This window comes from Sphaerisporangium sp. NPDC088356 (genome assembly GCF_040685555.1).
In the GTDB taxonomy this organism is placed as follows: domain Bacteria; phylum Actinomycetota; class Actinomycetes; order Streptosporangiales; family Streptosporangiaceae; genus Sphaerisporangium.
Genome location: NZ_JBFBIK010000161.1, coordinates 1 through 13,189 on the forward strand (window position 1 = coordinate 1; position 13,189 = coordinate 13,189).

Here is a 13,189-nt window from a genome sequence, read left to right on the forward strand (position 1 = left end):
GGCGGACGTTCGTCCGCCCCCCTCAGGGGTCACACTCGGTTCGTTCTCCGGAGGGCGTCTGACGGTCACCGCCCTGCCGGCCAAATCTTCGGTGACTAGCGGGCGAGGCCCTGGGTGTCGATGCCGTCGCCGTTCCAGTCGCCGATGACGGGCAGGTCCCCGGTGGTGTTGCCGTAACCGATCGCCCTGGTGTTCTCGATGGCGCCGGTCACCGCACCGGTGCGCATGTAATAGGTGGCACCCATCTTCACCCCGATGTTGTCCTTGCCATCACCGTCCCAGTCGCCCACCAGCGACTGCGCCCCAGGATCCCCATAGCGGATCACACGCTCGGCGTTCCCGGTGACCGGGTTGTCACTGATATAGAAAGTGCCGGTCGTCGGGTCAAAGGTACTGACCGTGTCCACCCCGTCCCCATTCCAGTCACCCACGATCGGGATCTGCGGGCTGCTGCCGTAATAGATCACCGGACGCGTCGCGACACTGGAACCCTGACTGTCCGACAGGTAATACTCCAGCACCCCCAGATCGCCGCCGCCCGCGAATGCCGCGAGGTCGCTCAGCGTGCTGTTGAAGACCGTGGGCGAGCCGGGGAGGCTGCTGGAGGACCCGGCGTACTGCCAGGCGGTGAACCGCGACCACCCCGCGGGCAACGCGCCCGGAGAGCCGCTGTAGTTGGAGGTCTCGAGGGCGTTGGCCGAGAACGACCCGTTGCCGCCCGTGCACTGGTTCCACCAGTTGGGGTTGGTGTATATCGCCGCGTCCCTGCCGGTGCGTGACTTCACCTCGTTCACGAAGTCGCGGATCCAGGTCACCATCTGGCTGCTGGACAGCCCGTAGCACGGATATATCGGAGCGGCCGTGGTCCACCAGGGCCACTCGATGTCGAGTTGCAGGGGAAGGGTCTTGCCGTCGTTGACGTACTGAGCGTGGTCCACCAGGTAGTCGGCCTGAGCCTTTCCCGTGCCCACGCCCTTGTCGGGACGGCCGAACGCGTACGCCCCGATGTACACGCCGTTGTTCTTGGCGCCGTGGTAGTTCGCGTTGAACTGCGGGTCGACGAAGTCGAGGCCCTCGGTGGCTTTCGCCCAGCCGAACTTCACGCCCTTGGCCGCGACGTCACCCCAGTTGATCGTGCCGTCGTGGTTGGAGACGTCGGTGCCGGCCACGGAGTAGCCCGCCGGAGCCGCGCTCGCCGGCACGGCGCCAGCGACGATCATGGCGCCGAGGGCGGCGATCGCGGTCACCACGCGCACGAGCGTCCCGCGTGCTCGCGTGGCCGGCGACAGGCCTGAGGCGGCCAGGGCGGGCCGGCCTCAACGCTCCGACGGGGCGCCTTCGGTCTTGACCCTCGTCGCGGTGCTCTTGGAGGTGTCCGGCTGGAAGCGCTCGACCACGTCGGTGTAGTGGTCGCCGGCGTCCACCACGTGGCCGACGGCCAGCGTGAGGTCGCCGACATGGGTGACCGCCTGGAGGCGCATGGTGCGCGGCTTGGCCGAGGTCTCGCCCCGGACGACCCGCCATCCGGACGCTCCGCCGCGCAGCAGGTACGCCGCGCTCGCGTGCTCGGGGTCGAAACCGGACACCCAGAAGTGGCCCTTGCCGTCCCCGGTGACGCCGTACAGCTCCGTGTAGCGGCCGGGGACCGAGGCCCGGGACCAGCGCTTGCCGTTCCACGTGAGGATCAGCGGCCCGATCTTCCCTCCGTCGTGGTAGACGCCTCCCACGGCGACGGCCCTCTTCGGCCCGTCGATGTAGACGTCGCGGAGGAACCCTCCCTCGACGGACGGCGCCGTCACCGGCTTCCAGGTGTTCCCGGCCAGCCGCATGATCAGGGGCCCCGCGTCGCCGTCTCCGACCGCGAAGCCCTCGCCCTTGCGTGTCAGCGCGGCACCGTACAGGGTGCCCTTGACCTTGCCGCCGACGACCGTCCAGCCCTTGGCGGTGGACGTCGCGACGAGCGCGAAACGCTGCTCTCGGGGGCCGCGGGCCACGTCTCGCGTCTTCTTCGTCCGGCTGCCCACGGCGACCATGCGGCCGGGGACGGCGGCGACGCCTCCGAGGTAGTCGCCCGAGCCGAGCTGCGGCACGCTGACCCGGTCGAACGCCGAGCCGTCACCGCGCACGACGTACGGCAGGCCGTCGTGGCCGTCGCCGACCGCCCAGATCTCACCGGGCGAGGCGGCCGCGACCGACCGCAGGTGCCCGGCGCTCGAGGCGTCGTTGCGGATGCCCATCTCGGTCCAGGTGCCGCCGTCCCAGTGGGTGATCACGCTGCGGTTCTGCCAGGCCTCCCAGACGTCCTCCTGCCCGACGGCCCAGATGTTCGACTTGGACAGGCCCACGACGTCGGACAGGGAGCCGTCGGTCTGCAGCCGTGCCGTCGCCGACTCCTGCTGGAGCGCCGCGGGGCCGCCCGAGGCGGCACTGGGGCGAGGCGGATCGGCATGGGCGTGCGCTGCGGATGTGGCGCGGATGAAGGCACTGGTCAGCACGGCGGTCAGCATCACGCACAACGGCAACGCACGCCGCGACAAGCGGCGGGACATGACCAAATCGTACGTGTCCTGCCATCCCGTGCGCGGGCAGGTGCGCCAGTGTTGACCAAACGGTCACCTGGCCCCCGTCCGGCCGTCGACCAGCGCGAAGCCCGCACGCCCCCCGGGACGGGCTCAGCTCGCCAGGAGCTCGGCCACCACGGGCAGGTGGTCGGTGGCCGCCTCCAGGTCGGCGGCGGGGGCGTCGACGCCTCCGCAGGACCGGACCGAGAGCCCGGGGGCGGCGAAGACCATGTCGAGGCGCTTCCCCGGCGCCCTGGCCGTGAAGGTGAGGCCGTCGCCCCGGGGCGCGAGCGGGTAGCAGTCGGCGAGGCGCCGGGCGAAGTAGCGGAACGCGGCCCCGCCGGGCTGCTCGTTGACGTCCCCCGCCAGCACGATGGGGGCCCCGAAGCGCTCCGCGGCGCTCTCGACGAGGTTCATGATCTCGATCGCGTGGCACAGCCGGGCGGCGGCGACCAGGTCCAGGTGTACGGACGCGACGGTGATCCTCGTGTCCTCGCACTCGACCACCGCGATGGCCACCCCGCGCCGTTCCAGGCCCATGAACGGCCGCAGCAGGTGACCCTCGGCGTGGATCACCCGCGTGCTCGGCGCGGCCAGCACGGCCACGCCGCCCCAGCGCCGCCCGGCCACGACCCGCAGGCCCGAGGCCCTGGCCAGCTCCGCGCGCCTGCTGCGCCAGCGGAGCAGGCGCGGGGCCTCCTGGACGCACAGCACGTCCGGCGCCATGGCCCTGATGACCCGCGCCAGCGCGGCGTTGTCGTCGTACATCGACCGCACGTTGTAGGTGCCGACGCGGATCACCATGGAGCTTCGTCACCCGTTCGCGGTTCCCCGGCGGCCGGTCAGGGGTGCCTGGCGAGATCGGCCGCGCCCACCAGGCCCGCTGCCGGTCCGAGCTCGGCCGGGCGGATGTCGGCGTGCGGCCGGTGCTCGCGAGCGGTCAGCGCGCGCAGGAAGGCCGTGCGCGCCTGGTCGATCCACAGGTCGGCGGCGCGGGAGACGCCGCCGCCCAGGATGAAGCAGCCCGGGTCGAGCACGGCGGCGATGTCGGCCATGCCCTGGCCGAGCCACTCGGCCATGCTCGCGAAAGCGGTCAGGGCCGCGGCGTCGCCCTCGCGGGCGGCCTGCGTGACGTGCTCGCCCTCGATGTCGGACACCGAACCGCCGGCGAGCTCCAGCATGCGGCCGGCGCGGTCGGGCTCGGCGGCGGCGACCACCCTGGCCTCGTGGACCAGGGCGTTGCCGCTGGCGTACTGCTCCCAGCATCCGAGGTTGCCGCATCCGCACAGGCGCCCTCCGGGGACCACCTGCATGTGGCCCATCTCGGCGCCCATGCCCCACCGGCCGCGATACAGCGAGCCGCCGAAGACCAGGCCGCCGCCGATGCCGGTGCCGACGGTCACGCACACGACGTGGCTCTCGCCGCGCCCGGCTCCGAAGCGGTATTCGCCCCAGGCCATCGCGTTGGCGTCGTTCTCCACCACGACGGGCAGGTTGACCCGCTCGGCGACCTTCTTCTGCAGGGGTTCCTCACGCCAGGCGAGGTTCGGGGCGAACCGGACGATCGACCGCGTCTCATCGACGAACCCGGCGGCGCCCAGCCCGACGGCCTCGACGTCATGGCGGCTCGCGAGGTCGAGCACCGCCTCGGCGATCGTGTCCGCCACCTTGTCCGGGCTGTCCGCGGGCGTGGGCCGCAGGAGGTTCTCCACGATGTGGCCGTCCTCGTCCACGACCCCGGCGGCGATCTTCGTTCCACCGATGTCAACGCCGATCGTCAGCGCCATTTCTCATCCCTTCCCCCCGAGAATTTCGCCAGGCCCTCAGCCCAGGTCGATGTGCTCTACTCGGGTGTCCGTGTCGCCGGGGCGCCTCGGCGTGGCGGGCCGCGACATGGCGTCGACCGCCTGGCGGAACGCGGCGAAAAGCTCGCCGCCCGCGGTGATCAGATGGTCGGCGACGTCGCCGCCGGCGTCGCGCCGGGCGGCCTTCAGCCTGCAGACGGGGCAGGCCCGGCAGATGTACTCATCGTCGTCATGCCCGGCCACCGCCTCGCTCCACACATCTCCGGCTCCGCGTTTCCCGCCGCCGAAGGCCTGCCCCAGCCCCTGGCCGAGGCCGCTCACGCCTCCCTTGACGATGCCCTTGCCCAACTCGCGCCCTGCCCGCTGCTGCAGGGAGTCGAAGAGCTTCCGCGCCTCGCCGGTGATCGAGCTCAGGGGGTCGGGGCGGTCGTCCTGGCCGCCGCGCGGTTCGTCGCGCCGCCCCGGCCGCTCGTCACCGGCCCCCGCGCTCCGATCGTGTTCTCTCAGCCACTCGTCACGGCTGACGCCCCGCCGGACGTCGTGCCGGTCACCGGCGCCGCCGGTGTCCTCGCGCCGGTCTTGCCGCCCGTCTTCGGGCAGGTCGCCGTTGGTCTCGTTCATTTCGGTCATCAGGCCCCTCCTGCCTCGAACCGTACCCGGAGGTGGCCGTCGCGGAGCGCCGCGTCGCGTACCGATCTGCGGGCGAGCGCGGCGGGCAGCGCGAGGACCCGGCGGTAGGAGCCGGCGGTGACGATCAGCTCGTCGCCCTTCCTCGCCAGATCGACCTCGCTCTTGTCCGCCAGCGGCAGGGCGAGGGTCAGCTCGTGGACGTCGCCCTCGGACCGGATGGTCAGCGGGGGCTCGCCCGTGGGCGGCGCGAACGGGTCGGCCGCGCCGTACAGCTCCTCCGCCAGCGCGGCGAGCGCCTCGGGACCGACCGGCTCGGCGGGAAGGTAGGGCACCTTGTGGACGGGCAGCGGCGCGAAGGACTCCTCGACCGCCGCCAGATGCCTGGACTGGGCCTCCACCCAGCCGCGCCGCCACTCGTCGGAGCCGCCCTCGGGGAACACCCGGTTGGCGACGACGGCGTCGACGCGGTAGCCGTACAGGCTCAGGGAGGTGAAGGTGCGGCGGGCCTCGGCGACCACGACGGCCTCGGGGGTGAGCACGAGCCGCACGGAGGCGTTGTCGCCGGTCAGCAGCTCGCGCACTCCCATGAGGCCGGCGTGCAGCCGCTCACCGGCGCTCACCACGCTGTCGTCGGGCACGCTGAGGCGGGCGACGTGCCGGATCACCGGGGCCAGCGCCCGCATCAGCTTGCGGCCGGCGGGCAGCAGGCGGCTGACGTGCCAGTCGAGGGCCTCGGGCAGGGCGAGCAGGCGGAGCGTCTCGGCGGTCGGGGCGCAGTCGACCACGACGATGTCCCACCGGCCGGTGCGCACCTGCTCGCGCAGCTCCAGCAGGGCGATGAGCTCCTCGGCGCCGGGCAGCACCGTGAGCTCCTCTGAGGTGACCTCGTCGAGGCCGAGCTCGGCGAGCAGGCCCCTGGCGTACTCCTGAAGGTCGCCCCAGTGGCGCTCCAGCGCCCGCTGGGTGTCCACCTGCTGGAGGTAGAGGCCCGGCGCCGCCTCGGCGGGCTCGCCCGAGCCTGGCACGCCGAGCGCGTCGGCGAGGGAGTGGGCGGTGTCGGTCGAGACCACGAGCGTCTTGAGCCCACGGCGGGCGGCGAGCGTGGCGGTGGCCGCGGCGACGGTGGTCTTGCCCACTCCCCCCTTGCCGGTGAAGAGCAGGATGCGCGGGCTCTCGGCGCTCATCGGCCCTCGACGCGCTTCTTGAGGCCCTTGAGCGCGGTGTCGACGATGACCTTCTCGGCCTTGCGCTTGATCATGCCGATCATGGGGACCTTGAGGTCCACGGCCAGCTCGTACGTCACCTCGGTGCGCCCGCCCGCGCCCGCGAGGCGGTAGCTGCCGGTGAGCGCGGAGACCATCTTGCCCGGCTCGGCGATGTCCCAGTCGACGGCCTCGTCGCCGCGCCAGCGGTAGGCCAGCGTGTACTCGTCGCTGATCACCCCGGCGTCGAGGACGAACCGCACGGTGGCCGGGCGCCCGTCGTCGCCCACGGACAGGACCTCCGCGGACTTCACCTGACCGGCCCACTCGGGGTAGGCGGCGAAGTCGGCGATGACCGCCGTGATGGTCGACGGGTCGGCGCCGATCGTGATGCTGGACGTGGTGCGATCAGCCATGGGCTTACCGTACTCGTTCGCCGTTGCCGAGCGAACGTCCGCGCGGCCGATCTTCGAAGTCGCGTGACGCGGGGCTCAGAGGTCGAGGGCGAAGGGGCTGCCCCGGCCGCGGAAATGACCGACGTTGACGCATTCGGTGCGGCCGATGCGGGTGCGCGCGGCCAGCGGCTGGTGCACGTGGCCGAACAGGGCGTACCGGGGCTGGGTGGCCTTGATCGCCTCCAGCGTCGCCTGGCTTCCCCGCTCGAACCGCCGAGCCACCACGTCGTACAGCAGTCCGGGGACGGCGGGAGGGATGTGGCAGCAGAGCACGTCGACGGCGCCGACCGCCTCGACCTTGCGGGCGAACTCCTCGTCGTCGACCTCGTTCGGCGTGCGGTAGCGGGTGCGCAGGCCGCCGCCCACGAACCCGAAGGTCAGGCCGCCGATCTCGGCGGTCTGGCCGTCGAGCACGTGGTGGCCGTCTCTGATGTAGTCGCCCCACAGGCCGGGCAGGTCGACGTTGCCGTAGGTGAGGTAGGCGGGCGTGGGCATCGCCGCGAAGATGCGCGTGTACTGCTCGCGGACGGCCCGCTCGATGTGCTCGCGCGGCTCACCGCCGAGGGAGGCCCACAGCGCGGCGGACATGCTCCGCGCCTCGTCGAAGCGGCCGGCCGTGCGCAGCCCGATGAACTGCGACGCCCGCTCCTCGCCGAACAACTCGCCGAAGATGCCCTGCGAGTGGTCGTCGTAGTCGACGAAGAGGATCAGGTCACCGAGGCAGATGAGCACGTCGGCGCCCTCTCCCGCACGGGAGAGGGCCTCCGCGCGCCCGTGGACGTCACTGACGACATGGACCCGCATGACGGACATCGTAGTACCCGCCGCGTACCCAACCTAGCGCTTGGCTGTCAAGAGCCGACACGCGCGGGGGCGCCGCTCGCGCGGAACACCGCCGGACGACCCTGATAGCGTGAATCGGCCCTAATGAACGGCGCGTGACTACCCATGGGTAACCGGAAGCGGTAGCGTCCAGGCAGCCCTCAGTCAGAGACAGCCTTCCCGCGTGCCCCCCAGAGGAGTGACCGTGCGCGAGTACAGCGTTCCCGTGCTGGTGGACGTACCCGCGTCCGCCAACTGCGTCGACACCGTGTTCAAGCGTGGTGACCTGGAGCCCGAGGCTGTGGTGATCAGCCGCAAGGCCGGGGACGCCTGGACTCCGGTCACCGCCGCCGAGTTCCGCGACCACGTCGCCGGGGTGGCCAGGGGACTGATCGCCGCGGGCGTCGAGCCGGGTGACCGCGTGGCGCTCATGTCGCGCACCCGCTACGAGTGGACCGTCGCCGACTACGCCATTTGGGCCGCGGGCGCCGTCAGCGTCCCCATCTACGAGACCTCCTCGGCCGACCAGGTGAGCTGGATCGTGTCCGACAGCGGCGCCAAGGGCCTCATCGTCGAGACCGAGTCCCACGAGGAGACGGTGAGGCAGGCCCTCGCCGGCATCGCCGAAGAGCCGGCGATCTGGCGCATCGAAGGCGGCGCGTTCGCCGAGCTGACCGCCAACGGCGCGGACATCCCCGAGGAGACGCTCAAGGAGCGCCGCCTCGCGCGCGGCGGCCCCGACCTCGCCACGATCATCTACACCTCGGGCACGACGGGCCGTCCCAAGGGCTGCCGCCTCACCCACGACAACCTGCTGTTCACCGCGCACAACGTCGCCAGGGGGCCGCTGGAGGCGCTCTTCGAGGTGGACGGCCGGGCCGCGCTGCTGTTCCTGCCGCTGGCCCACAGCTTCGCCCGCATCATCGAGGTCGTACTGATCGAGACCGGCACCGTCCTCGCGCACACGCCCAACATGAAGAACGTCGCCCCCGACCTGCAGGCGTTCAAGCCGACGTTCCTGCTCGGCGTGCCGCGCGTGTTCGAGAAGGTCTACAACGCCGCCGAGCAGAAGGCCTCCGCCGGGGGCGGGCTCAAGAGCAAGATCTTCCACCGCGCGGTGGACACCGCGATCGCGTGGAGCCGCGCCGAGAGCTCCGGCGGCGCCGGGCTCGGCCTGCGGCTCCGGCGCGCCCTGTTCGACAAGCTCGTGTACGGCAAGCTGCGCGCGGCCACCGGCGGGCGGCTCAACGCGGCCGTCTGCGGCGGCTCCGCCCTCGGCGAGCGGCTCGGCAACTTCTTCAAGGGCGCGGGCATCGAGATCTACGAGGGCTGGGGGCTCACCGAGACCTCCGCCCCCTCGACCGTGAACATCCCAGGCGCCAACAAGATCGGCACCGTGGGCAAGCCGTTCCCCGGCGTGACGGTCGGCGTCGCCGACGACGGCGAGGTGCTGGTCAAGGGCCGCCACGTCTTCGACGGCTACTGGAACAACGAGCAGGCCACCGCCGAGGCGATCGACGCCGCCGGCTGGTTCCACACCGGCGACGTCGGCGAGCTCGACAAGGACGGCTACCTCCGGATCACCGGCAGGAAGAAGGAGCTCATCGTCACCGCCGCGGGCAAGAACGTCGCGCCCGCGCCCCTTGAGGACCGCATCCGCGCCCACCCGCTGGTCAGCCAGGCCATGGTGATCGGCGACGACCGGCCGTTCGTCGCGGCCCTGGTCACGCTGGACCCCGAGGCCCTCGACCAGTGGAAGGACTCCAACGGCAGGCCCGGCGCCTCGCTGGCCGAGCTCACCTCCGACCCGGCCGTGCTCGCCGCCGTCCAGGCCGCCGTGGACGACGCGAACACGCAGGTCTCCAAGGCCGAGCAGGTCAAGAAGTTCGTCATCCTGGAGACCGACTTCACCGAGGAGAGCGGCCACCTGACCCCGTCCCTCAAGGTCAAGCGCAACCTGGTCGTCCGCGACTTCGCCAAGGACATCGACGCCCTCTACGGGTGAACGCCTCCGCCGGCGGCCCGGTACGGTGACCTGGACGCCCTGGGAGTCTCCTCGGAACGGCCGCTCCACGGCGAGGGCACGGCGGCCTGGCCCCTGATCGGCGAGGCGGCGCGGCCTGCCAGGGCGCATCGGCCTGGAGGACGTGCCGCACGGCCCCTCCGGCGAGCCGGTCAGCGGCAACGCCGAGCTGATCCGCCTCGCGCTCGGCCGTTAACGGGTTCGCTCCGGCTGTCGTCGCTGCTGGGCACCCCTCTATACGATGGCTTGGCGAGATGTTGGCGCGGATCTAAAAGGGTGGACATGGTTGAGAGCGTAAGCACCACCAAGCGCGGCCGGTCGGCCCGGAGCGGCGCGGGCGGTCCCGAGGTCGACCTGCGGCAGTTGCTGGCGGGGCTCACCGCCGTCCGTGACGGCGACTTCGGCACCCGCCTGCCGGAGGACGGTGACGGGCTCTACAAGGAGATCGCGACCGTCTTCAACGGCATGGTCGACCAGCTCTCGCTCTTCACCTCCGAGGTGACCCGCGTGGCCAGGGAGGTCGGCACCGAGGGCCAGCTCGGCGGCCAGGCCGAGGTGCCCGGCGTCTCCGGCACCTGGAAGGACCTCACCGACTCGGTGAACGCCATGGCGGGCAACCTCACCGACCAGGTCCGCAGCATCGCCCAGGTCACCACGGCGGTCGCCAAGGGCGACCTGTCGCAGAAGATCACGGTCTCGGCGCGCGGCGAGATCCTGGAGCTCAAGAACACCATCAACACGATGGTCGACCAGCTCTCCTCCTTCGCCGACGAGGTCACCCGCGTCGCCCGCGAGGTCGGCACCGACGGGCGGCTCGGCGGCCAGGCGCAGGTCACCGAGGTCGCGGGCACCTGGCGCGACCTGACCGACTCGGTGAACTCCATGGCGGGCAACCTCACCGACCAGGTCCGCAACATCTCGCAGGTCGCCACGGCCGTCGCGCGCGGCGACCTCTCCCAGAAGATCACCGTGTCGGCGCGCGGCGAGATCCTGGAGCTCAAGAACACGCTGAACACGATGGTCGACCAGCTCTCGTCCTTCGCCGACGAGGTCACCCGCGTCGCCCGTGAGGTCGGCACCGAGGGCCGCCTCGGCGGCCAGGCGGACGTGAAGGGCGTCTCCGGCACCTGGAAAGCGCTCACCGAGTCGGTGAACGTCATGGCCGACAACCTCACGGCCCAGGTCCGCAGCATCGCCGAGGTGACCACGGCGGTGGCCAAGGGCGACCTGTCGCAGAAGATCCGGGTGGACGCGCGCGGCGAGATCCTGGAGCTGAAGGAGACCATCAACACGATGGTCGACCAGCTCTCGGCGTTCGCCGACGAGGTGACCCGCGTCGCGCGCGAGGTCGGCACCGAGGGCAACCTGGGCGGCCAGGCGACCGTCCGGGGCGTGTCGGGCACCTGGAAGGACCTGACCGACAACGTCAACGTCATGGGCTCCAACCTGACCAGCCAGGTGCGGTCGATCGCCCAGGTGGCCACCGCGGTGGCCAGGGGCGACCTCTCCCAGAAGATCACGGTCGAGGCGAAGGGCGAGGTGGCCGCGCTCGCGCAGACGATCAACACGATGGTCGAGACGCTGAGCGCTTTCGCCGACGAGGTCACCCGCGTGGCCCGCGAGGTCGGCACCGAGGGCGAGCTCGGCGGCCAGGCCCGCGTGCCGAACGTCGCCGGCACCTGGAAGGACCTCACCGACAACGTCAACTCCATGGCGAACAACCTCACCAGCCAGGTACGCAACATCGCCCAGGTCACCACGGCGGTCGCCCAGGGCGACCTGACCAAGAAGATCGACGTCGACGCGCGCGGCGAGATCCTGGAGCTGAAGACCACGATCAACACGATGGTCGACCAGCTGTCGTCCTTCGCGGCCGAGGTCACCCGCGTCGCCCGCGAGGTCGGCAGCGAGGGCAGGCTCGGCGGCCAGGCGGAGGTCGAGGGCGTCTCCGGCACCTGGAAGCGGCTCACCGAGAACGTCAACGAGCTGGCGGGGAACCTCACCCGTCAGGTCCGGGCCATCGCCGAGGTGACCAGCGCGGTGACCTCCGGCGACCTCACGCGCTCGATCACCGTCGACGCCTCCGGCGAGGTGGCCGAGCTCAAGGACAACATCAACTCCATGGTGAAGTCGCTCAGGGAGACCACCAGGGCGAACCAGGAGCAAGACTGGCGGAAGACCAACCTCGCCCGCATCTCCGGGCTCATGCAGGGCCACCGCGACCTCGCCGTCGTCGCGGAGCTGGTCATGAACGAGCTGGCGCCCCTGGTCTCGGCGCAGCACGGCACCTTCCTGCTCGCCGAGGAGACCCCGAGCGCCACCGAGCTGCTGGTGGTGGGCAGCTACGGCCACCAGGAGATGTCCCGGCGGTACGCCCTCGGAGACTCGCTGGTCGGCCAGGCCGCGGTCGCCAAGCGCACCATCCTGGTCGAGGACGTCCCCCCGGGTTACCTGACGATCTCCTCCAGCCTCGGCCAGGCGGGCCCGGTGAACCTGATCGTGCTCCCCATCGTGGTGGAGGACCAGGTCCTCGGCGTCATCGAGCTGGCCAGCCTCAACAGGTTCACGCAGACCCACCGCGACTTCCTCGAACTGCTCGTCGAGACCATCGGCGTCAACGTCAACACGATCGTCGCCAACGCCCGCACCGACGCCCTGCTGACCGAGTCCCAGCGGCTCGCCACCGAGCTCCAGGTCGGCCAGGAGGAGCTCCAGCGGTCCAACGCCGAGCTGGAGGAGAAGGCCGAGCTCCTGGCCCAGCAGAACCGCGACATCGAGACCAAGAACATCGAGATCGAGCAGGCCCGCCAGGAGCTGGAGGACCGCGCCCAGCAGCTCGCGCTCGCCTCCAAGTACAAGAGCGAGTTCCTCGCCAACATGAGCCACGAGCTGCGCACACCGCTCAACTCGCTGCTGATCCTCGCCCAGCTCCTCGCGCAGAACCCCGCTCGCAACCTCACCGCCAAGCAGGTGGAGTACGCCAACGTCATCCACTCGGCGGGCACCGACCTGCTCCAGCTCATCAACGACATCCTCGACCTGTCCAAGATCGAGGCGGGCAAGATGGACCTCACGCTGGAGCCGTTCCACATCCGCCAGCTGCTCGACTACGTCGAGGCGACGTTCCGGCCGCTGACCACCGAGAAGGGGCTGCGGTTCGACGTCAGCGTCGGCTCGGACGTCCCCACCCAGCTCCTGATGGACGAGCAGCGGTTGCGGCAGGTGCTGCGCAACCTGCTGTCCAACGCGGTGAAGTTCACCGAGGCCGGCTCGGTCCAGCTCCGCGTCGAGCGGGCCGGCGAGATGGACCTTCCCGCCGGGCCGAGGCAGCAGGCCCTCGCCTTCCACGTGGTGGACACCGGCATCGGCATCGCCGAGGAGAACCTCTCGCAGATCTTCGACGCCTTCCAGCAGGCCGACGGCACCACGAGCCGCAAGTACGGCGGCACGGGCCTCGGCCTGTCCATCAGCCGCGAGATCGCCACGCTGTTCAACGGGGAGATCCGCGCGGTGAGCACCTTCGGCGAGGGCAGCACGTTCAGCCTCTACCTGCCGATGACCCACTTCTCCGAGGATCCCGCCCCGGTGGCCCCCAACTCGGCGCCTTTCCGTGGCCGGCCCTTCGACGCGGTTCCCGATGCGGATCTTGCCGGGGACGTCGACGAGGCGCTTGGCCTGTTCGTCGAACTCG

10 protein-coding genes are annotated in these 13,189 nt (G+C 71.1%); 2 read left to right on the forward strand and 8 right to left on the reverse strand.

The features are described 5' to 3' along the window. Positions 1-95: 95 nt before the first annotated feature. From AB0O34_RS33795 to AB0O34_RS33830, 8 genes are all read right to left on the reverse strand, one after another. On the reverse strand, positions 96-1,256 hold the full coding sequence (locus AB0O34_RS33795) for a GH25 family lysozyme (RefSeq protein ID WP_363922525.1): 1,161 nt from the start codon (positions 1,254-1,256) through the stop codon (positions 96-98). Between the two features lie 60 nt (positions 1,257-1,316). Continuing rightward, positions 1,317-2,549, reverse strand: a complete 1,233-nt coding sequence (locus AB0O34_RS33800) for a hypothetical protein (RefSeq protein ID WP_363922527.1) — start codon at positions 2,547-2,549, stop codon at positions 1,317-1,319. 123 nt (positions 2,550-2,672) lie between these two features. Further along, the gene (locus AB0O34_RS33805) at positions 2,673-3,365 is read right to left on the reverse strand and encodes an endonuclease/exonuclease/phosphatase family protein (protein ID WP_363922529.1); all 693 of its coding nucleotides are present in this window, start codon (positions 3,363-3,365) and stop codon (positions 2,673-2,675) included. Positions 3,366-3,403: 38 nt separating this feature from the next. Then, positions 3,404-4,348, reverse strand: coding sequence for an ROK family glucokinase (locus tag AB0O34_RS33810; protein ID WP_363922531.1), 945 nt, complete (start codon positions 4,346-4,348; stop codon positions 3,404-3,406). 36 nt (positions 4,349-4,384) lie between these two features. Next, positions 4,385-4,996, reverse strand: coding sequence for a hypothetical protein (locus tag AB0O34_RS33815; RefSeq protein ID WP_363922533.1), 612 nt, complete (start codon positions 4,994-4,996; stop codon positions 4,385-4,387). Further along, positions 4,996-6,180 carry an ArsA family ATPase gene (locus AB0O34_RS33820; RefSeq protein WP_363922535.1) on the reverse strand — a complete coding sequence of 395 codons (1,185 nt, stop codon included), beginning with the start codon at positions 6,178-6,180 and terminating at the stop codon, positions 4,996-4,998. Before AB0O34_RS33820 ends, AB0O34_RS33815 begins: the two co-directional genes overlap by 1 nt. After that, entirely contained in the window at positions 6,177-6,614 is a 438-nt protein-coding gene (locus AB0O34_RS33825) for an SRPBCC family protein (RefSeq protein WP_363922537.1), read from the reverse strand. Before AB0O34_RS33825 ends, AB0O34_RS33820 begins: the two co-directional genes overlap by 4 nt. A gap of 75 nt (positions 6,615-6,689) precedes the next feature. Continuing rightward, complete coding sequence (locus AB0O34_RS33830) at positions 6,690-7,457, reverse strand: metallophosphoesterase (RefSeq protein ID WP_363922539.1); 768 nt, start codon at positions 7,455-7,457, stop codon at positions 6,690-6,692. Between the two features lie 223 nt (positions 7,458-7,680). Between AB0O34_RS33830 and AB0O34_RS33835 the strand changes: the two genes are divergently transcribed. Next, complete coding sequence (locus tag AB0O34_RS33835) at positions 7,681-9,480, forward strand: long-chain fatty acid--CoA ligase (RefSeq protein ID WP_363922541.1); 1,800 nt, start codon at positions 7,681-7,683, stop codon at positions 9,478-9,480. 300 nt (positions 9,481-9,780) lie between these two features. Beyond that, a partial coding sequence (locus AB0O34_RS33840; RefSeq protein WP_363922543.1) for a HAMP domain-containing protein occupies positions 9,781-13,189 on the forward strand: 3,409 nt, incomplete at its 3' end.

Bases quoted from the DNA above. Each gene is read 5' to 3' on its own strand.
- AB0O34_RS33800 (WP_363922527.1), bottom strand. From the start codon at position 2,549: ATGTCCCGCCGCTTGTCGCGGCGTGCGTTGCCGTTGTGCGTGATGCTG.
- AB0O34_RS33805 (WP_363922529.1), bottom strand. From the start codon at position 3,365: ATGGTGATCCGCGTCGGCACCTACAACGTGCGGTCGATGTACGACGAC.
- AB0O34_RS33810 (WP_363922531.1), bottom strand. From the start codon at position 4,348: ATGGCGCTGACGATCGGCGTTGACATCGGTGGAACGAAGATCGCCGCC.
- AB0O34_RS33815 (WP_363922533.1), bottom strand. From the start codon at position 4,996: ATGACCGAAATGAACGAGACCAACGGCGACCTGCCCGAAGACGGGCGG.
- AB0O34_RS33820 (WP_363922535.1), bottom strand. From the start codon at position 6,180: ATGAGCGCCGAGAGCCCGCGCATCCTGCTCTTCACCGGCAAGGGGGGA.
- AB0O34_RS33825 (WP_363922537.1), bottom strand. From the start codon at position 6,614: ATGGCTGATCGCACCACGTCCAGCATCACGATCGGCGCCGACCCGTCG.
- AB0O34_RS33830 (WP_363922539.1), bottom strand. From the start codon at position 7,457: ATGCGGGTCCATGTCGTCAGTGACGTCCACGGGCGCGCGGAGGCCCTC.